Raw genomic sequence first — 19,130 nt, forward strand, 5'->3', positions numbered from 1 at the left:
TCCGCTTAACCGTCATCCCGATTGCAATGAGGGATCTCCTGAACGTGGCATTGTGCCTGCATCTGGAGATCCTTCACTGCGTTCAGGATGACGCATTGTTCTCGGATTAACCGCATAACCGTCATCCCGAATGCAATGAGGGATCTCCTGAACATGGCATTGTACCTGCTTTTAGAGATCCTTCACTGCGTTCAGGATGACGCATTGTTCTCGGATTATCCGCATAACCGTCATCCCGAATGCAATGAGGGATCTCCTGAACGTGGCATTGTGCCTGCATTTGGAGATCCTTCACTGCGTTCAGGATGACGCATTGTTCTCGGATTATCCGCATAACCGTCATCCCGAATGCAATGAGGGATCTCCTGAACGTGGCATTGTGCCTGCATCTGGAGATCCTTCACTGCGTTCAGGATGACGCATTGTTCTCGGATTAACCGCATAACCGTCATCCCGAATGCAATGAAGGATCTCCTGAACGTGACATTGTTCCTGCATTTGGAGATCCTTCACTGCGTTCAGGATGACGAAATTCCACGATTTATTGAGAGGTAACGAATTAAGTTCTTAACTAATTGATTCAAAATGTTCCGACATATCTCCCACAAACTCCGGATGATTCACCAAATCAAGTTGCTTCACAGGAGTTCCCTTTTTTAAATCAAAATGATCCAACCTTACCTTTATCAGATTTTGATTTAGTTTCGATTGAAAGTAATACACTCGATGGGTTAAATCGGCAATGGTATGCCAGTAAGTTCTGGCGTCAAATGGATTTTCCGAACTGGCTGTACTGAATGGCTGAGCCGAATTGTTAAGTACACTAATTATTTCAGCTAATTCCTCATTAACTGATGAAGCCTTTGGCAGCTTATTTGTATAATAGGACGCCCTGACAAATCGATCAGGAGATCGGCTGCTTCCCGGTAAAGGAAGGTCTCCACCAAACACTTTGTAATTTTTTAAATTAAGCAATTGCTTATCAAAAACAGGATCATTTGCCGCAATAACATAATCACGATTATGATGAATGTGAAGCTGACCATCGACGTATTCAAGTATCGCGGAATCTCCGGACGCATCATCCAGAATTAAATGCACGGTAATCCATTTTTTAGCTTCCTGATGAAAAAATGGGACTATCTGAAATGGATTGGATCTACTAAACTGCACTGCTTCTTTAACCGTTTTAAAATTATCCAGATAATATTGTATCCATGTTTTCACAGACAATCCAGGCAGAGACTGATCACGAAGACCATAATCGGCCGCATTTAACCAGAGGAGATGAGCAGCTAAACCCCGCTCATTAAAACCGTCACTGGTCAAACCATCATAAGCGGTAGCTACAATACTGCCATGTTTGGAAATCCACTGTATCTCATTGCTTCGAGCATCGCCAACATGCGTTTGCCCACGAGGATAAACAACCAGATTGGTTCGAGGATCTTCCATCCAGTCCATGCTTCGGCCAACCATAGTGGCATTATTTTCATCTACCTTAAGTAACCTTGTACATGCTATTGAAGGTTCGCTGAATATATTGAGAAGAAGAAAGAAACAAAACAGATATTGGGTCAGTTGAAACGAATAGTTGGTCATGAATATCTTCCTTGTGTTAGTTAGTATATTTTTCCGTAAGCTACATAACTTTTATTCAACACCACAATGATATTAACTGATATCTACAAATATAACTATGAGCTATTTTCGTTTTTTCCCGACTTTAACCATTTTTACTGTTTTAATAGTATTATCACTGACTCTCAATATTTCAATGCGGTAATTCTCTATGGTTAAACAAGACTCTGAAGGAGGGATATACCCCAGATATTCTATAATTAAACCACTTAGAGTTCGTGGACCTATCAAAGGCAAACTCCAACTCATCATTCGGTTTAGATGTCTAAGAGTTAAACTGGCATCTACAATGATTGTTCCGTCATCCTGAGGAATTATATCGCGGCTAAGTGCTGCAATATCGGTTGTAAATTCCCCAACGATTTCTTCAAGGATATCTTCCATGGTAACCAGACCCAAGATATCGCCATATTCATCTACGACAAAACAACTTCTTCTTTTCATTTTCCTGAAATTTAAAATTTGTACATTTAATGGAGTCGCTTCAGGGATAAAATAAGGCGCATCTGCTGTATTGAGTAAACTATTAAGATCCAATTTATCTTCTAGAGCAAGATTCAATACATTTCTCGCATGGATCATGCCTACCAGATTATCTATGGATCCTCGATAAATGGGTAATCGAGTATGTTGTGCCGTTTCTAACTGTTCCAATAATTGCAACCAGGGTTGATCCAAATCAATACCGACTATGTCAGCCTTTGGCACCATAATGTCTTCAACAGTTGCTTGTTCGAGATCTAATAAACTAATCAACATACTCTTATGTTCAACAGGCAATAATCCTCCGGCTTCATGGACTACCGAACGCAACTCTTCGCCAGTTAACGCTTCTTTTTGAATTCGGTTTATTGAGACGCCAAAAATACGTAAAATTCCATTTGAACAAAAACTGATAACCTGCACCAATGGAGCTAAGATCAACTGTAAGATATATAAGGGAAGTGATGAAGAAAAGGCGACTTGTTGAGGATATATTGCTGCTAATGTTTTCGGCGTCATTTCTGAAAAGACCAATATGATTAGAGTCAGGAGAATAGTAGCAACAGCGACTCCAGCATCGCCATAATAACGCTGTCCTATAAGAGTGGCAATTGTCGATGCTACGATGTTAGCTAATGTATTGCCAATCAATACCACACTCAATAACTTGTCTGGTCTGGCCAGCATTTGATTAACACGCATGGCCTGTTTATTTTTCTTCTTAACCAGATGCCTCAATTTATATCGGTTAATGGACATCATCCCTATCTCGGAACCAGAAAAAAAAGCAGAGAGAATAATCAATGAAACCAGCATGATTAATAAAGAAGATATATGGAGTTGCACTTGGTTTCCTTAAGCTATAGCGCTGATATAAGAAATCTCGTAATGAATCGTAAGGTTATTTTAGGCGATTTGCCGGTATTGTCCAAGGAATATAAACAAACGAGAATGAAAAGCTATTTAGCAGGTTAGAATTGACGACAGAACCGGTAAGAAATATATAAATGAATTGCTGTATTGATTTAAGTTAACCTGTGCACGTCAATTATTGATGAACCACAAAGAGCCTTTCACTAATAGAACGCAACTCTAATAATGAATCAACTGATTAACTTATTTTGATTTTTCGTCTACTAAAGGTCAAACAGGTTGATCTTCGGGCATCAGAATGAAACATACACGGGTTTGTTCGTATCAAAATGCAAAAAATCGACCTGTTTTGTCCTGGATATATGAAAAGCAGCCTGACCTTATTTTTTAGCCTGATTAAAACGAGCTACACTTGACATAATTTCTTCACGAGCAGCCTCAGGTCCAGCCCATCCATCGATTTTAACCCATTTACCTTCTTCCAAATCTTTATAGTGATTGAAAAAATGTTCCAATGATAATAACAAATGCTTTGGTAAATCGTTATAGTTCTCTATGGATTGATACATTTTACTGAGCTTCGTTGTTGGCACTGCCAGTAATTTAGCATCAACACCTGATTCGTCAGTCATCTTTAACATACCTACAACTCGACAAGGAATTACTGCTCCACTGATTAATGGAACCGGAGTCACCACAAGAACGTCTACAGGATCACCATCTTCGGAAAGAGTATTGGGAATATATCCGTAGTTAGTAGGATAAAACATGGCTGTAGACATAAATCGATCTACAAAGAGTGCTCCAGTTTCCTTATCTACTTCATATTTTACAGGTTCACCGTGCATAGGAATTTCGATAATTACGTTAATTTCATTTGGCACATCACGGCCACTTTTAATCTCCATTAAACTCATTTATGCACCCTTATACTAAGAAAAACCGCTATTATGCGAAAAATCCTACCAAAAGGCAAAGACAAGCTGTCGCAATCTAATAAAGGAAATGTATAATATCATTTTTAACCTATTTGACTGATTACCTATGAATTGCTTGTTTTGCAAAATTGCTCAGGGAGAAATTCCGGCTACAGTTTTATTTGAAGACAATGAGATTATGGCTTTTAGGGATATTAGACCACAAGCACCTACTCATATATTAGTGATACCCAAACGACATATTGCCACAATCAATGATACCAGTGATCAAGACGAGCAACTTTTGGGAAAAATAATATTAAGGGCAAAAAAATTAGCCGAGAGTGAAGGATTGAGCGAGACAGGTTACCGATTAGTATTTAATATAAATTCTGGTGGCGGGCAGGAGGTTTACCACATTCATTTACATTTACTGGGCGGGCGTCAAATGACTTGGCCGCCAGGTTAGGAGTTCTTGCTATGGAACAACTGTACAAAAAACTGTTAGAAGAAGTTGGTGAGGATATAAAACGAGAAGGATTAGTAGATACGCCTGCACGTGCAGCTAATGCGATGCGTTATTTAACCAAAGGCTATACTGAAAGCTTAGACGACATCATTAATGGTGCGCTATTTGATTCTGATATGAATGAAATGGTCATCGTAAAGGATATTGAACTCTACTCGTTGTGTGAACATCATTTATTACCGTTTATAGGTAAATGTCATGTTGGTTATCTACCCAATGGAAAAGTTATTGGTTTATCCAAAATAGCCCGAATCGTTGACTTTTATGCACGACGATTACAAATTCAGGAACGGATGACCGGTGAAATAGCTCGTTGCGTTGAAGATATTACAGGAGCGCGTGGGGTAGCTGTTGTTGTAGAAGCAAAACATCTTTGTATGATGATGCGAGGTGTAGAGAAACAAAACTCAGTAATGACAACTTCTGTTATGCTGGGTGAAATGCGTCAAAACTCAAACAGCCGCCTGGAATTTTTAAATCTTGTTCGATAACTTTCTTACTAACCTTATACATTAGCGCAAGCGTATCTCATAGTAGATTCTACTGCCGGATTCAGGTTAGATACGTTACATCAATACATCATCATATTCCAATAAAAAAGCCCGCAATATACTCAGCTAGCGGGCTTTATATTTTTTTTTGACTACTTAAGGGAGTTCCTATCGCCTCACTAAATCAATTTGAGACGACAGGTAATGATCACTCTTCTTCTGAATTACCGTTTACATCCACGGTCTCATCCTGCTCTTCAGCAACAACAGGAGCAGCAGCTGTTTCCGTTTTAGTTTCTGTCTGAGGTTTGTCTTTCCATTCCAGTTTTACACGACCTTGTTTATCAACTCCGGCAACAAAAACTTCGATATCCTGTCCTTCTTTAAGAACATCTTCAACCTTTTGCGACCTGTCGTTGCATATCTGAGAAATGTGTAATAAACCGTCTTTTCCGGGAAGCAGATTGATAAAGGCACCAAAATCAACGATTTTACTCACTTTACCTTGATAGGTTTGTCCAACTTCTACTTCAGCGATTAACGCTTTAATTTGGCGTTGTGCTTCTTCTAAGGCCATCATATCAGGTGAAAACAGCTGTACTACACCACTGTCATCAATATCAATAGAGACACCTGTACTTTCAATCAATCCTTTAATAGTTGCGCCGCCTTTACCTATTATGGTACGAATTTTATCTTCTGCTACTTTCATAGTAGTAATTCTTGGGGCATGTTGTGACAGCTCATCCCTATGTTCAGACAAGGCATTATTCATTACACCCAGAATATGAATACGTCCTGCAAGTGCCTGTTCCAAGGCTTGCTCCATAATTTCATTGGTAATTCCAGTAATCTTGATATCCATTTGTAAAGCAGTGATACCATTTTCAGTTCCAGCTACTTTAAAATCCATATCACCTAAGTGATCTTCATCACCTAAAATATCGGTCAAAACAGCAAAACGATCGCCTTCTTTAATTAAGCCCATTGCCACACCAGCTACTGGAGCTTTCAGAGGAACACCTGCATCCATTAACGCCAGACTGGTACCACAGACTGTAGCCATAGAACTGGAACCATTAGATTCAGTAATTTCAGATACTATACGTAATACATAAGGAAAATCAGCAGATTCTGGCAGTACAGCCATTAAAGCGCGTTTAGCCAGACGTCCATGACCAATTTCACGACGTTTGGGACTACCGACCTGGCCTGTTTCTCCGACAGAGTAAGGAGGGAAATTATAATGCAGCATAAATCGGTCTCTGGTTTCGCCAGTGATACCATCAAGTATTTGCGCATCACGATCATTACCTAAAGTTGCAACTACAATCGCCTGAGTCTCGCCACGAGTAAATAAACAAGAGCCATGAGTTCGATCAAGGAACTTCGTGCGAACAGAAATAGGTCGAACCGTTTTATGATCACGACCATCAATTCGAGGTTCACCATCAAGGATACGATTACGGACTATAGTTCGCTCCAATTCACCAAACATATCTTCTATAACATCAGCCGATAGTTCATCATTACCTACCATTAATGCAGCAACGGTTTGTTCTTTAAGTTCTGCAAGGCGTTGATATCGTTGTTGTTTATCTCTTAAAAGATATGCGGCTTCTACTTCATGTCTGGCAACATCGGAAACACGCGCCTGTAATGCGGTATCAATTTCTGCAGGCTTCCAATCCCAACGAGCTTTACCAGCTTCCCCAGCCAGCTCTTCAATAGCTTTGATAACACTTTTCATCATCTCATGGCCATACATGATTGCGCCACGCATAATGTCTTCACTTAATTCTTTAGCTTCAGACTCAACCATGAGTATGGCGTCTTTAGTTCCCGCAACAACCAGGTCAAGCTGAGATTGTTCAAGAGTTTTTCTACTTGGATTTAATAAATAAATACCGTCTTTATAACCTACTCGTGCGGCACCAATTGGCCCATTAAAAGGAACGCCTGATAATGCAAGAGCTGCGGATGCACCAATCATAGCAATAATGTCAGAAGAAACATCTGGATTTAAAGAAAGAACTGTAGCAATAATCTGTATTTCATTACGGAAGTTATCCGGAAATAAAGGACGAATGGGTCGGTCAATTAATCGGGAAATTAATGTTTCATTATCACTAGGTCTGCCTTCGCGTTTTTGGAAACCACCTGGAATTTTTCCAACCGCATAGAATTTTTCCTGATAGTTGACTGTCAGAGGAAAAAATCCATTATTTTCAGCGCCTTCTTTTTTCCCTACTACAGTAACCAATACCTGCGTACCATTCATGCTTGCTAAAACAGCACCATCAGCTTGTCGTGCTACTTCACCAGTTTCCAATACCAAGGTATGTTCACCAAATGCTATTTCTTTTGTAATTTTAGCCACGTAATGTTCCCCATTAAGTAATAATAACGAAAAAAAAGGCGCAGAAAACTGCGCCTTTTTAAACGATTGTATTTATTTGATATGTCTCAAATGAGACAAAAATCTTATCAATCAATAAGAATCTCTCAATCCCAAACTTTGAATTAATGTTTGATAGCGAGATTGATCATTGCGCTTCAAATATTTTAAAAGTTTACGGCGCTTATTAACCAACTCTTGCAGTCCACGTCGGGAATGAAAATCTTTTTTATTTTCTTTAAAATGGTCAGTCAAATATTTGATTCTGCCAGTAATTAAAGAAACCTGTACCTCAGGCGAACCTGTATCTTTATCGGCACGCTTGTATTGATTAACAATTTCTGCTTTTTCCGCGCTGTTTAGCGACATTATACACTCCTGGAACTGCTAAGTATTCATTTAAAGGCGGACATTCTACCAAGGCAAGCAAAACGAAACAAGTGTTAGAAATTAATTTGTGCAAATAATTTCAAGTTTATTCCAAAACATGCAACAATTAATATACTAATTGAACTCATGATGGAAACGAAAGTAATCGTTTAGCTTTTAAATCACCATTGGCAAGTTGTTCACCCAAACCTATAAATTGCGCTCGCTCATCATAAAGGCGTACGCAATCCACCCTATCAACATCCATTTTATTCACTATAACTCTGCCTTGACGAATAGTAACGACTTCATCATCAGAAAGAGTTATTGAGTTCAAATAATCAATCGCCGTATCCATAGGGATCAAGCAATCACGTAGTTCATTTGGAGACATAGCCTGCAAATCATCAATAGAATACATGGGCATGTTTTGAAACCCAGAGGTGTACAGCCTATGCAAACGGGTTACATGTGCCCCCACCTTCAGACTGTCTCCAATATCTTCGACAAGATTTCGTATATAAGTTCCTTTACTGCAATGAACTGTTAATGAAAACTGTGTCCCGTCAAAACTGTTTAATTGTAGTTGGTTTATTATAATATCTCGTGGTTGACGTTCTATTTCTATCCCTTCTCGTGCAAATCGATATAGGGGTGTCCCTTTATGTTTTAATGCGGAAAACATAGAAGGAATCTGTCGAATAGCTCCGGTATACTGCAACAATATTGTTGATAACTGGTCTTCTGTTATACAAAAATCATCCACTTGAGCAACTACTTGCCCCATAGAATCCGAAGTATTGGTCTTAACTCCAAATAATCCGGTAGTTTCGTAACACTTATCTGCATCAAGCAAATATTGGCATATTTTGGTTGCTTCGCCAAAGCAGATAGGCAACATACCTGTTGCCAGTGGATCCAGACTACCCGTATGGCCAGCTTTTTTGGCTCCAAATATCCGCTTCACTTTTTGAAGAGCGCTATTAGATGTAATTCCTTCGGGCTTATTTAATAAGAAAATTCCATTTATTGAAGTCGGAGTATCAGTTATTTTCATCATCATCTGAAGCTGGAAGATTAACTTCATCAATTAAACGGCTTAGTCGTTCACCATATTCAATTGACTCATCATAAATGAAATGGAGTTGTGGAACAGTGCGTAAAGTAATACTTCGTGCCAATGCGCTGCGTAAATAGCTGGCTGCGGCATTCAAAATACTGGTGGCAAGCTCTTTATCTACATCAAAAATAGTAAAATATACTTTAGCATGTCCCAAATCAGCAGCAACCTTAACTGCCGAAATGGTAACAAAACCTTTCAAGCGAGGATCTCTAACTTCCTGTGGAATTATCTGAGCCAATTTTCGCTGGATCATCTCAGCAATTCTATCAGTACGTTTAAAATTATTACTCATTTTTATAGATCACGCTTAATTTCAACTGTTTCATAAACTTCAATAAGATCACCAGGCTTCACATCATTGTAGTTTTTAACACCAATTCCGCATTCAAAGCCTTGACGCACCTCAACAACATCATCTTTAAATCGTCTGAGAGACTCAAGAGTTCCTTCATAAATCACAACGTTTGACCTTAGTACACGAATTGGATTATTTCGTTTGATAGAACCTTCAATCACCATACAACCAGCAATTGCGCCAATTTTAGGTGATTTAAATACGTCTCTGACTTCAGCTATACCAATGATTTCCTCTTTAAATTGAGGAGCTAACATACCGGTTAAAGCACCCTTGATTTGGTCAACGATATCATAAATGACACTATAATAATGAAGTGCAACAGACTCTTGCTCAGCTAACCGCTTGGCACTGGCATCCGCTCTCACGTTAAAACCAATTAGAATTGCGTTTGAAGCAATAGCCAAATGAACATCAGACTCTGTTATTCCACCCACGCCATTGGAAATAACTTCTACTTTTACTTCATCATTAGATAGTTTAACCAGCGCATCCGAGATAGCTTCTATAGAACCCTGTACATCGGCTTTTAATACTATATTTAAAACTTTGGATTCAGTAGCAGTCATGTTTTCCATAATGCCTTCTATCGAAGATTTTTGGCGTCGAGCCAATTTGACATCACGGAATTTTCCTTGACGGAATAGAGCAACTTCTCGAGCCTTTTTCTCATCAGGAACAACTACGGCCTCATCTCCAGCATGTGGAATTGCTGACAATCCTAAAACCTCAACAGGGATTGAAGGACCAGCGCTTTCAACCATATCACCATTATCGCCAACCAAAGCACGAACACGGCCGTATTGAAAACCTGCTAATAGAATATCACCCTTGTGCAGAGTACCACTTTGAACCAATACCGTCGCTACAGGACCTCGACCTTTATCAAGGCGAGATTCAATTACAACACCCTTAGCTGCACCATCTGTTAATGCAGTAAGCTCAAGGACTTCCGATTGTAAAAGAATTGCGTCAAGTAAATCGTCGACGCCCATACCTGTTTTTGCGGAAATATTAACAAACATGGTCTCACCACCCCATGCTTCAGGTATTACTTCATGCACTGCCAGTTCATTCATTACTTTTTCAGGATCTGCATCTGGCTTATCCATTTTATTGATAGCAACAATAATTGGAACTTTTGCTGCTTTAGCATGTTGTATTGCCTCAATAGTCTGTGGTTTTGCACCATCATCTGCAGCGACTATCAAAACAACGATATCTGTTGCCTGAGCACCACGAGCACGCATTGCAGTAAATGCAGCGTGTCCAGGTGTATCTAAAAAGGTAACGTCACCTTTAGGAGTACTGACATGATATGCGCCAATATGCTGCGTAATACCACCAGCTTCTCCAGCAGCAACTTTTGTACGTCGAATATAGTCAAGTAAGGAAGTTTTACCGTGGTCAACATGCCCCATGATCGTTACGACAGGCGCCCTGGATTCAGTTGTACTTCCTTTGGATATTGCTTCACCCAAACCAACTTCAATTGCATCCTCTTTAATGACTACTGCTTTGTGACCCATTTCCTCAACTACGATAACTGCAGTTTCCTGGTCAATTACCTGGTTAATGGTTGCCATTGCTCCCAAGGTCATCATGACTTTAATTACTTCAGCGACTTTCACTGACATGCGTTTAGCCAGTTCTCCAACTGTAATAGTCTCTGGAATCAGCACATCACGAATCATTGGCGTGGTGGGAAGAGCAAATCCATGAGTTAAAGATTCTTCAGCTTCTCTGTATTTTTCAGACTTTTCAGAACCCTTACGCTTTTTAAATTTGTTGCGTCCACCTCGTCGATGTGCGTCTTGTTCATCTTCTTCACGATCAAAAGTCTGGTATTTTGGTTTTTTCTTAGCTTTCTTGAATTCGGCAGACTCTGATTCAGTATTAACAAGCTCAGCATGTTTCTTTTTTCCTGGCTTTTCTGTTTTAGGTTCTTCTTTTTTAGCTGCAACTGGGGTTATTTCAGGGATTTTGTCCAAATCAAGAACTTCATCAGCAAACTGTTCCAGAGGATCGATAGATTCCGGTAACGACTCTGTTACGGTTTCAGTCGTAGTATCAGAAAGCTCAGTTTGAGTATCTTCAACAGATTCATTGGACTCAATAATTTCTTCGTTATCTGCTATTGGATGTTCAGCTAGTTCGGCACTAATGTTCTGATCTTCTTCAGATGCATGGACTTCAGATGCATGGACTTCAGGTTCAAGAACTGATTCCTCAACTTCTGGCTGCTCTACAATGCTGCTGCGCTTTACAAAAGTCTTCTTCTTGCGAACTTCAATGTTCACAGTTTTTCCACTGTGAGCATCATGGCCAACAGTAACTTGGGTTAAACTTTTACGTCTTAAGGTTATTCTTTCAGGTGCAGCACTGGTATCACGGGCAGAACTACCCTTTAAATGATTGAGTAAAATTCGCTTTTGATCTTCATTCACAGTTTGTTGATCATCGTTAAAAGATAACCCTGCTTCCTGTAACTGGTTCAATAAGCGTTCAACCGGGATACCAACGACTTGAGCTAATTGTTTAACCGTCACATCCGCCATATTTTAATCCCCTTTCAGCAGTTCTAATATAACTGCAAATATTCTAATACTACTTGCACCAAATCGGTGTATTTATTTTCCAAAAACCATGAGTTTATTGAAACCATGGTTCTCTGGCTTTCATAATTAATGCACCAGCTTGATCTTCGCTGATGCCTTCAATTTCTAACAGTTCATCTACAGATTGCTCCGCAAGATCTTCCATCGAAGTAATGCCTTTACTTGCCAATTTATTTGCTAATTCTTCCGTCATACCATCCATAGATAGTAAAGAATCATCAGGAGAACCTGCAAGACCTTTACCCGAAGTAAGAGCCATAGTGAGCAGTGTATCATTCGCTCTGTTTCTTAACTCTTCTACAATTTCTTCATCGAATTCTTCAATCGCCAATAATTCATCTTTAGGTACATAGGCCACTTCTTCAAGTGAAGAAAATCCATGCGCTACCAAAAGCGCAGCAATTTCATCATCGATTTCCAGTGCAGAAGTAAAGAGTTTTACAATTTTACTTGATTCTTCCTGATTTTTATTTTCAAACTCGTCAGTAGTCATCACATTTAATGTCCAACCTGTCAATTGACTGGCTAAACGGACATTTTGTCCATTTCGTCCAATTGCTTGTGATAATTGATCTTTTTCAACTGCCAAATCCATAGTATGGCTGTCTTCATCGACAACAATAGAAGATATATCGGCTGGTGCCATTGCATTGATTACAAGCTGGGCTGGATTATCATCCCATAAAATAATATCAACACGCTCTCCGCCTAACTCGCTGGAAACTGCCTGAACGCGAGCACCACGCATACCGACACATGCACCAATAGGATCGATACGACCATCATTTGTTTTAACTGCAATTTTAGCTCGATTTCCAGGATCGCGCGCAGCAGCTTTCACATCAATAATATTCTCACCAATCTCGGGCACTTCAATGCGAAACAATTCGACTAACATTTCATTACGAGTACGACTTACAAATAATTGAGGACCGCGAGCTTGAGGGGTAATTTCATATAAATAAGCACGAACACGGTCGTTAGGTCTAAACATTTCGTGGGGTAACATTTCAGATCGTGGCAAAAATGCTTCTGCCTTACCGCCTAAATCAATAATAATATTATCACGTGTAACTTTCTTGACAGTCCCATAAACCAATTGACCTAATTTACTGCGAAATTGATCAATAACCAGTTCACGCTCGGCTTCTCTTACTTTCTGCATTATAACCTGACGTGCAGTCTGTGCTTCAATTCGTCCAAACTCAATTGAAGGAATCAACTCTTCAATCCGCGTACCAATCGTAGCATTAGGATTACGATCTTTCGCTTGTTCCAGTGTTAACTGATGGTCTGGATATTCTAATTCATTTTCTTCAACAACATCCCAATATCTAAACGTTTCATACTCACCGGTCCGTGGATCCAGCTTAATACGAACGCCTATATCCAATCCAAAGATTTTCCGAGTAGCAGACTCCAATGCGGCCTGAATGGCAAGTATAATAACCTCTTTACTAACGCCTCTTTCGTTTGATAACGCCTCAGCAACTAATAACAATTCTTTGCTCATTGTTCGCCTCTCTAGACTGTCAAATATGCTTTCACAATATTTGAAAAAAGTATTTCATGATGTTCATTGTTAATATCCAGTACTACTGCACTCTCTGATGCGGAGACAATAGTTCCTAACAATTTTCGTTTCCCATTTACCGGCTTAAATGTTTTTACCTGAACAGGTTGTCCTACATAACGTTGATACTGCCAATCACTGAACAATGGTCTTGGAATCCCTGGAGATGATATTTCCAAACTATAATTTCCAGGAATAGGATCTTCAACATCAAGCAGCGCACTAATTTGTTTGCTTACTTCCTGACAATCCTCAATCCCAATTCCATCAGGTTTATCTATATAAATTCTTAATAGTGAATGCTTGCCTTGGGAAAGATATTCACATCCCCAGAGTTCGTATCCCATAGCACTGACTGTAGGTGCCAGTAATTGTACCAGTTCATCTTGCATCATAGTATTTACAAACAAAAAAAGGGCGCACACGCCCAAGTCTGTAAAACGACTTAGATTCGCACAGTACCCTATTAAACATAATAAAAAACCCCATAAATGGGGTTCTAATAAAGTGGTAGCGGGGGCAGGATTTGAACCTACGACCTTCGGGTTATGAGCCCGACGAGCTACCAGGCTGCTCCACCCCGCGTCAACTGAGGCCAAGTATACTGTGACTTGGCTTCCTTAGCAAGTACTTTCGCTAAAGATAACAAATTAATTAACAAATGCATTAATGCACGCGGCTATCAAGGCACCAGGGAAAATACCGAGATACAATAAAGAAAGACAATTTAGTGAATATATCACTGTATTTGCCTTACTAAATGTTACTTTATCTGTGTGTACGGGTTGATCAAAATACATGATTTTCACGATACGCAGATAGTAATACGCGCCTATTACCGTAAACAGTAATCCAAGTATAGCAACCCAGGTTAATTGAACATCCACCAGCGCTTTAAGGACTAACAGTTTTGTAAAAAATCCGACTGTTGGAGGAACTCCTGCCATTGAAAACATAACGAGTAACATCATAAATGCCAACCATGGATTTCGTTTATTTAATCCTTTTAGATCTTCAATGCTATCAATTTCCATTCCCTGCCTGGACATCAAAACAACTAAGCCAAATGCAGCTGCAGACATTAATGAATAAACCAGGATGTAATACAAGGCGGAAGAATACCCCGCTGCATTTGCGGCCAATAGACCAAATAATGCGTACCCAACATGTGAAATCGCAGAATAAGCAAACAAACGTTTAATACTTGTTTGAATTACCGCAAATAAGTTCCCCAATCCAGCGGATAGCAATGACATAACCAGAATAATTTGCTGCCACTGAACAGTAATATCTACTAAACCAATGGTAAGCAATCTGAATGCCATTCCTAATGCCGCTATCTTAGGTGCTGTGCTAATTAATAAAGTAACCGAACTTGGTGCGCCCTGATATACATCAGGTGCCCACATATGAAATGGAACTGCTGCTAATTTAAATCCTACACCGGCCATAATAAATACAACAGCGAATGCCAATATTGTATTTTGTTGTTGCCAGTTTGCGGCAACAGCATTAGCAACATCTAATAAATCCAATTTTCCAGTTGCTCCATACACTAATGAAATACCATACAGCAACATCCCGGAAGCAATAGCACCCATAACGAAGTATTTCATAGCAGCTTCAGAGGCATCGCTGTTGGTTCGTCTGATAGCAGTCATGGCATAGAGTGGCAATGACATTAATTCAAGTCCAAGATAAATGGTCAGCAGTGAATGTGCCGATACGAGAATCATCATGCCAAGCGTTGAAAAGAGTCCCAATATATAATAATCGCCCGATGGTATCTTTCGTTCATCGACATAACTTCTAGAATAGATAAAACTTAATAATACAGTAATATATATAAATAATTTCATCAGGTGACCTACATCATCACTGATAAATAAGTTATTAAATATTAATAACTTAAAGCTACCTATATATAAAAAACTCACGCAGGCAGATAATATTAAACCAGCGCATGCTATATAAAAGGCGATGTCTGAATGTTTGTGGCGCAGAAATAAATCAGCAAGCAAGGCAAGGCATGCGGTGACCAACACAATCAGTTCAGGAAGTGCTACATGGATATTTTCAAGTATTGCTATCATATTGATTAACCTTGCATTGTTACAATTTTGATTTATCAGCTAATGCCAATGTATGACTGACTGTTTGATGAACATATTCCAACATGGGTTTAGGATACACACCCATTGCGATAACCATCAAAGCAAGTAAAACATAAGCACTTAACTCAAAACCCGATAGATCTTTTAACGCAGCAATTTTTTCATTAGCTACGGGACCAAAAATCACTCTTTTATACATCCATAAAGTATAAGCAGCTCCAATAATGAGTGTTGAAGCAGCCCAAAACGCAACCCAGAATCCTGCTTTTATACTGCCAAGGATAACCATGAATTCGCCGACAAAGCCTGATGTACCAGGTAATCCGGCATTTGCCATCGCAAAAAGCATGAAAAATGATGCGAAAATTGGCATGCTATTCACAATACCGCCGAAATCAGCCAGGTTTCGTGTGTGCAATCGTTCATAAATAAACCCTACCCCGGCAAACATCGCACTGGAAACAAAAGCATGGGAAATCATGACAACAATTGCCCCCTCCAATACCAAACCAGCGCTACTTAATCCAGAGCTATTTGCAATGGCAAATATAGCAAAGCAACCTAAAGTTACAAAACCCATATGTGAGATTGACGAATAAGCAATCAGTCTTTTCATATCTTTTTGAATAATGGCAACCAGTCCTATATAAACCACGGCTATCAATGACAATGCAACCATTAATGCTGCATATTTACTACAGGCATCCGGCACTATTGGTAAAGAGAATCTGATGAATCCATACGCACCCAGTTTTAAAAGAATTGCTGCAAGAATAACAGATCCACCCGCAGGTGCTTCAGTATGTGCATCTGGCAACCAGGTATGTACTGGGAACATGGGTATTTTGATTGCGAAACCAAGAAAGAATGCGATGAAAATCAATGTTTGTGCCGTCATTGATAGTTTGATGGCATAAAATGTTTCAATTTTAAATGAACCTGAGATGTAGCCCATATATAAAAAACTGGCCAGCATTAAAACAGAACCTAGGAATGTATAAAGGAAAAATTTAATTGCAGCATACACCCGATTTTCTGAGCCCCAAATTCCGATGATAAGGTACATAGGGATCAGTGTTGCTTCCCAGAAAATATAAAACAGAATTGAATCCATTGCTGAAAATACGCCAACCAGTAATCCCTGCATAATTAAAAATGCAGACATATACTGCGCTACTCTTTTATTAATGCTGTCCCAGGTTGCCAGAATGACAATTAGATTAGTAAAGATACTTAAGACAATTAATAACAAGGATAAACCATCAATCCCAAGGCTGTAGTTAATCCCCAGAGCTGGCATCCATGAAATCTCTTCAATGAATTGCATGCTAAAGGTTTGAAGGTCGAATCCAGAAACCAGAGGCACACATAATATAAGACACAATATCACTGTAAAGAGTGATAAATAACGAGCAACATTAGGATTGCTATCGTCGCCTGTAAGGAGAACAAAAACTCCGCCTAATATAGGCAACCAAATTAATAAATTAAGCAAATGATGCATACCTTCACCTTATCTTCACTGTCATTTAGCTAAGAAACCTAATCACGTATGACCTAAGAGATACAATCAGTGTTTCCTTTTAGCTGGATCAATATTTTTTACCGCTATTGAGGTAAACAAAATCGGTATATTTATTCTAATATACCCTCAGTGTTTAACTTCTCTTTAGCCGAGTATCAACCAGCATAGAAAACCTAATAACCCAAATACCATAACTGTTGCGTAATGATATAGATAACCACTTTGAATCGCACGTCCTTTAGCTGAGCACCATCGAACAAAGCGACCACTACCATTTACAAACAGGCCATCAATCAATTTCTGATCGCCAACAGTGTAAAGCAAGCGTCCCAGCCCTTTTGATCCTTTAACAAAAAAGAAATCATTAAACCGATCAAATCCATATTTATTGATTAAAATTGTATATATCAAGGATAAATGACGTGAGAAATATCCTGGGATTGATGGAACTACTATATAGCAAATCCAGGCAATCAGAGCTCCTGCCAAAGTTATCCAGAGCGTTAATGAATGAACTGAATGAATGGCACTTTCAAATGGAGAGGTCACTTCCCTACCTAATTCAGCCAACACATCATGTTCTGGTAAAGTAAATATGGATGAACTTAATAATGTAGGGTTATCGAATAGCATAGGCATATATAATACATAACCTAGAATAATTGATGGTATGGCCAGAAGAACCAGCGGCACCCATACAACCCAAGGTGACTCATGGACATGGCTCAAAGTATGAGCATCCATTCTTGGTTTTCCATGGAACGTCATAAAGAGCGATCTGAAGGTATACAATGCCGTAACCATTGCGCCAACTGTAACGCAAAAATAGGCATAGCTACTTCCAGGTATTTGTGAAAGCTGAGCCGCTTCGATAATCGTATCTTTTGAGTAAAAGCCGGAAAAAGGCGGGAATGCACAAAGTGCCAGGCTACCTATCACAAAAGTGACATAGGTAATAGGCATCTTATTCCACAAACCACCCATTTTACGCATATCCTGTTCATGGTGCATCCCAATGATTACAGAACCAGCGCCTAGGAATAGAAGTGCTTTAAAACAGGCATGGGTAAGCAAATGAAACATTCCAGCACTATATGCAGAAACACCCATAGCAACCATCATATAGCCCAATTGAGATAAAGTAGAGTAGGCTACAACCCGTTTTATATCATTCATAACCAAAGCCAGAATTCCGGTGAATAAGGCTCCTGTAGCTCCTATGACCAATATGACGCTTAGCGCTGTGGTCGATAACTCCATTAAAGGTGAAACGCGCGCGACCATAAATACACCGGCAGTAACCATCGTTGCAGCATGGATCAGAGCTGAAATAGGCGTTGGACCTTCCATCGATTCGGGTAACCAAACATGAAGAGGAACCTGGGCTGATTTACCCATCGCTCCAACATAAAGTAAGATACAAATAACGGTGATCAATGACCAGCTATGCCCACTAAATAACTGAATATTTTGGCTTGCCAGATAGCTGGCGCTTTTAAATACTGTTTCGTACTCCAGACTTCCTGTGTAGGCAAAAATCAGTCCTATGCCCAATACAAAGCCAAAGTCACCCACTCTGTTGACCAGAAAAGCTTTAAGGCTTCCTTCAAGCGCTGATTCCTTCTGATACCAGAACCCAATCAATAAATAAGATACTAGTCCAACTCCTTCCCAACCAAAGAACAACTGTAAAAAGTTGTTTGAAGAAACCAGCATTAACATCATAAATGTGAATAATGAAATGTAACTAAAAAATCGTTGATAACCATCATCGTCAGCCATATAACCGATACTGTATATATGGACCAATAAAGAGACAAAATTGACGATTACCAGCATGACCACACTTAAAGGATCAATCAGAAAACCAATATTGAATTCATAGGGTAATAATAAGCCACCGCTGGCCCAATTATAGAGCACTGTATTGATAGTTGGGATAAATCCGGAAAAAATTCCCCAAGCTAAATAGATTGATAGTATAAACGAGATAGAAACACCCAGGATTGTGACGCTCTGGGCACCAACTCTACCAATTTGATTACGAAAAAATCCGGCAATGACTGATCCTGCCAGAGGAGCTAAAACAATTATTAGACAAAGTTGTTGTATACTCACAAT

15 protein-coding genes, 1 tRNA gene and 2 pseudogenes are annotated in these 19,130 nt (G+C 39.4%); 2 read left to right on the top strand and 16 right to left on the bottom strand.

The features are described from left to right. Positions 1-230: 230 nt before the first annotated feature. The 4 genes from Lqua_RS18720 to ppa all read right to left on the bottom strand — a co-directional run bounded on the left by Lqua_RS18720 (position 231) and on the right by ppa (position 3,914). A complete protein-coding gene (locus Lqua_RS18720; RefSeq protein WP_147279771.1) occupies positions 231-443 on the bottom strand; it encodes a hypothetical protein in 213 nt (70 codons plus the stop codon). A 124-nt stretch (positions 444-567) separates the two neighbouring features. Beyond that, entirely contained in the window at positions 568-1,602 is a 1,035-nt protein-coding gene (locus Lqua_RS08195; RefSeq protein ID WP_058473799.1) for a linear amide C-N hydrolase, read from the bottom strand. Positions 1,603-1,704: 102 nt separating this feature from the next. After that, the gene (locus tag Lqua_RS08200; RefSeq protein ID WP_058473800.1) at positions 1,705-2,970 is read right to left on the bottom strand and encodes an HlyC/CorC family transporter; all 1,266 of its coding nucleotides are present in this window, start codon (positions 2,968-2,970) and stop codon (positions 1,705-1,707) included. Positions 2,971-3,377: 407 nt separating this feature from the next. Further along, positions 3,378-3,914 carry an inorganic diphosphatase gene (ppa, locus tag Lqua_RS08205; protein WP_058473801.1) on the bottom strand — a complete coding sequence of 179 codons (537 nt, stop codon included), beginning with the start codon at positions 3,912-3,914 and terminating at the stop codon, positions 3,378-3,380. 127 nt (positions 3,915-4,041) lie between these two features. On the opposite strand from ppa, the gene Lqua_RS08210 reads away from it, so the two are divergent. Both Lqua_RS08210 and folE read left to right on the top strand, forming a co-directional pair. Then, positions 4,042-4,383 (top strand): histidine triad nucleotide-binding protein, encoded by a 342-nt coding sequence (locus Lqua_RS08210; protein ID WP_058473802.1) that lies wholly within the window; start codon positions 4,042-4,044, stop codon positions 4,381-4,383. A gap of 11 nt (positions 4,384-4,394) precedes the next feature. After that, positions 4,395-4,934 carry a GTP cyclohydrolase I FolE gene (gene folE, locus Lqua_RS08215; RefSeq protein ID WP_058473803.1) on the top strand — a complete coding sequence of 180 codons (540 nt, stop codon included), beginning with the start codon at positions 4,395-4,397 and terminating at the stop codon, positions 4,932-4,934. Positions 4,935-5,142: 208 nt separating this feature from the next. On the opposite strand, the gene pnp is transcribed toward folE, so the two are convergent. The 12 genes and pseudogenes from pnp to nuoL all read right to left on the bottom strand — a co-directional run bounded on the left by pnp (position 5,143) and on the right by nuoL (position 19,127). Continuing rightward, positions 5,143-7,314 (bottom strand): polyribonucleotide nucleotidyltransferase, encoded by a 2,172-nt coding sequence (gene pnp / locus Lqua_RS08220; RefSeq protein WP_058473804.1) that lies wholly within the window; start codon positions 7,312-7,314, stop codon positions 5,143-5,145. A 111-nt stretch (positions 7,315-7,425) separates the two neighbouring features. Beyond that, the gene (gene rpsO / locus Lqua_RS08225) at positions 7,426-7,701 is read right to left on the bottom strand and encodes a 30S ribosomal protein S15 (protein WP_028382700.1); all 276 of its coding nucleotides are present in this window, start codon (positions 7,699-7,701) and stop codon (positions 7,426-7,428) included. A 145-nt stretch (positions 7,702-7,846) separates the two neighbouring features. Further along, on the bottom strand, positions 7,847-8,758 hold the full coding sequence (gene truB, locus Lqua_RS08230; RefSeq protein ID WP_058473805.1) for a tRNA pseudouridine(55) synthase TruB: 912 nt from the start codon (positions 8,756-8,758) through the stop codon (positions 7,847-7,849). After that, positions 8,745-9,116 carry a 30S ribosome-binding factor RbfA gene (gene rbfA / locus Lqua_RS08235; RefSeq protein WP_058473806.1) on the bottom strand — a complete coding sequence of 124 codons (372 nt, stop codon included), beginning with the start codon at positions 9,114-9,116 and terminating at the stop codon, positions 8,745-8,747. Before rbfA ends, truB begins: the two co-directional genes overlap by 14 nt. A 2-nt stretch (positions 9,117-9,118) precedes the next feature. Further along, positions 9,119-11,221 (bottom strand): annotated as a pseudogene (gene infB / locus Lqua_RS08240) (translation initiation factor IF-2); the annotation flags it as partial. Positions 11,222-11,388: 167 nt separating this feature from the next. Then, positions 11,389-11,737 (bottom strand): annotated as a pseudogene (locus tag Lqua_RS19015) (translation initiation factor IF-2 associated domain-containing protein); the annotation flags it as partial. Positions 11,738-11,831: 94 nt separating this feature from the next. Further along, positions 11,832-13,310 carry a transcription termination factor NusA gene (gene nusA / locus Lqua_RS08245; protein WP_058473808.1) on the bottom strand — a complete coding sequence of 493 codons (1,479 nt, stop codon included), beginning with the start codon at positions 13,308-13,310 and terminating at the stop codon, positions 11,832-11,834. 11 nt (positions 13,311-13,321) lie between these two features. After that, a complete protein-coding gene (gene rimP, locus Lqua_RS17720) occupies positions 13,322-13,765 on the bottom strand; it encodes a ribosome maturation factor RimP (RefSeq protein ID WP_065240160.1) in 444 nt (147 codons plus the stop codon). Between the two features lie 113 nt (positions 13,766-13,878). Next, a tRNA-Met gene (locus Lqua_RS08250) sits at positions 13,879-13,955 on the bottom strand. Between the two features lie 65 nt (positions 13,956-14,020). After that, positions 14,021-15,463, bottom strand: a complete 1,443-nt coding sequence (nuoN, locus tag Lqua_RS08255; RefSeq protein ID WP_058473809.1) for an NADH-quinone oxidoreductase subunit NuoN — start codon at positions 15,461-15,463, stop codon at positions 14,021-14,023. A gap of 19 nt (positions 15,464-15,482) precedes the next feature. Continuing rightward, positions 15,483-16,988, bottom strand: coding sequence for a complex I subunit 4 family protein (locus Lqua_RS08260; RefSeq protein ID WP_058473810.1), 1,506 nt, complete (start codon positions 16,986-16,988; stop codon positions 15,483-15,485). Between the two features lie 165 nt (positions 16,989-17,153). Further along, complete coding sequence (nuoL, locus tag Lqua_RS08265; RefSeq protein ID WP_058473811.1) at positions 17,154-19,127, bottom strand: NADH-quinone oxidoreductase subunit L; 1,974 nt, start codon at positions 19,125-19,127, stop codon at positions 17,154-17,156. Positions 19,128-19,130: the final 3 nt, after the last annotated feature.

It is taken from the genome of Legionella quateirensis (assembly GCF_001467955.1).
In the GTDB taxonomy this organism is placed as follows: domain Bacteria; phylum Pseudomonadota; class Gammaproteobacteria; order Legionellales; family Legionellaceae; genus Legionella; species Legionella quateirensis.

What these genes read in the sequence shown, in the direction of transcription:
- Lqua_RS18720 (WP_147279771.1), bottom strand. Translation starts at nt 443, where the DNA reads ATGCGGTTAATCCGAGAACAATGCGTCATCCTGAACGCAGTGAAGGAT.
- Lqua_RS08195 (WP_058473799.1), bottom strand. Translation starts at nt 1,602, where the DNA reads ATGACCAACTATTCGTTTCAACTGACCCAATATCTGTTTTGTTTCTTT.
- ppa (WP_058473801.1), bottom strand. Translation starts at nt 3,914, where the DNA reads ATGAGTTTAATGGAGATTAAAAGTGGCCGTGATGTGCCAAATGAAATT.
- Lqua_RS08210 (WP_058473802.1), top strand. Translation starts at nt 4,042, where the DNA reads ATGAATTGCTTGTTTTGCAAAATTGCTCAGGGAGAAATTCCGGCTACA.
- folE (WP_058473803.1), top strand. Translation starts at nt 4,395, where the DNA reads ATGGAACAACTGTACAAAAAACTGTTAGAAGAAGTTGGTGAGGATATA.
- rpsO (WP_028382700.1), bottom strand. Translation starts at nt 7,701, where the DNA reads ATGTCGCTAAACAGCGCGGAAAAAGCAGAAATTGTTAATCAATACAAG.
- truB (WP_058473805.1), bottom strand. Translation starts at nt 8,758, where the DNA reads ATGAAAATAACTGATACTCCGACTTCAATAAATGGAATTTTCTTATTA.
- rbfA (WP_058473806.1), bottom strand. Translation starts at nt 9,116, where the DNA reads ATGAGTAATAATTTTAAACGTACTGATAGAATTGCTGAGATGATCCAG.
- nusA (WP_058473808.1), bottom strand. Translation starts at nt 13,310, where the DNA reads ATGAGCAAAGAATTGTTATTAGTTGCTGAGGCGTTATCAAACGAAAGA.
- rimP (WP_065240160.1), bottom strand. Translation starts at nt 13,765, where the DNA reads ATGATGCAAGATGAACTGGTACAATTACTGGCACCTACAGTCAGTGCT.
- nuoN (WP_058473809.1), bottom strand. Translation starts at nt 15,463, where the DNA reads ATGATAGCAATACTTGAAAATATCCATGTAGCACTTCCTGAACTGATT.
- Lqua_RS08260 (WP_058473810.1), bottom strand. Translation starts at nt 16,988, where the DNA reads ATGCATCATTTGCTTAATTTATTAATTTGGTTGCCTATATTAGGCGGA.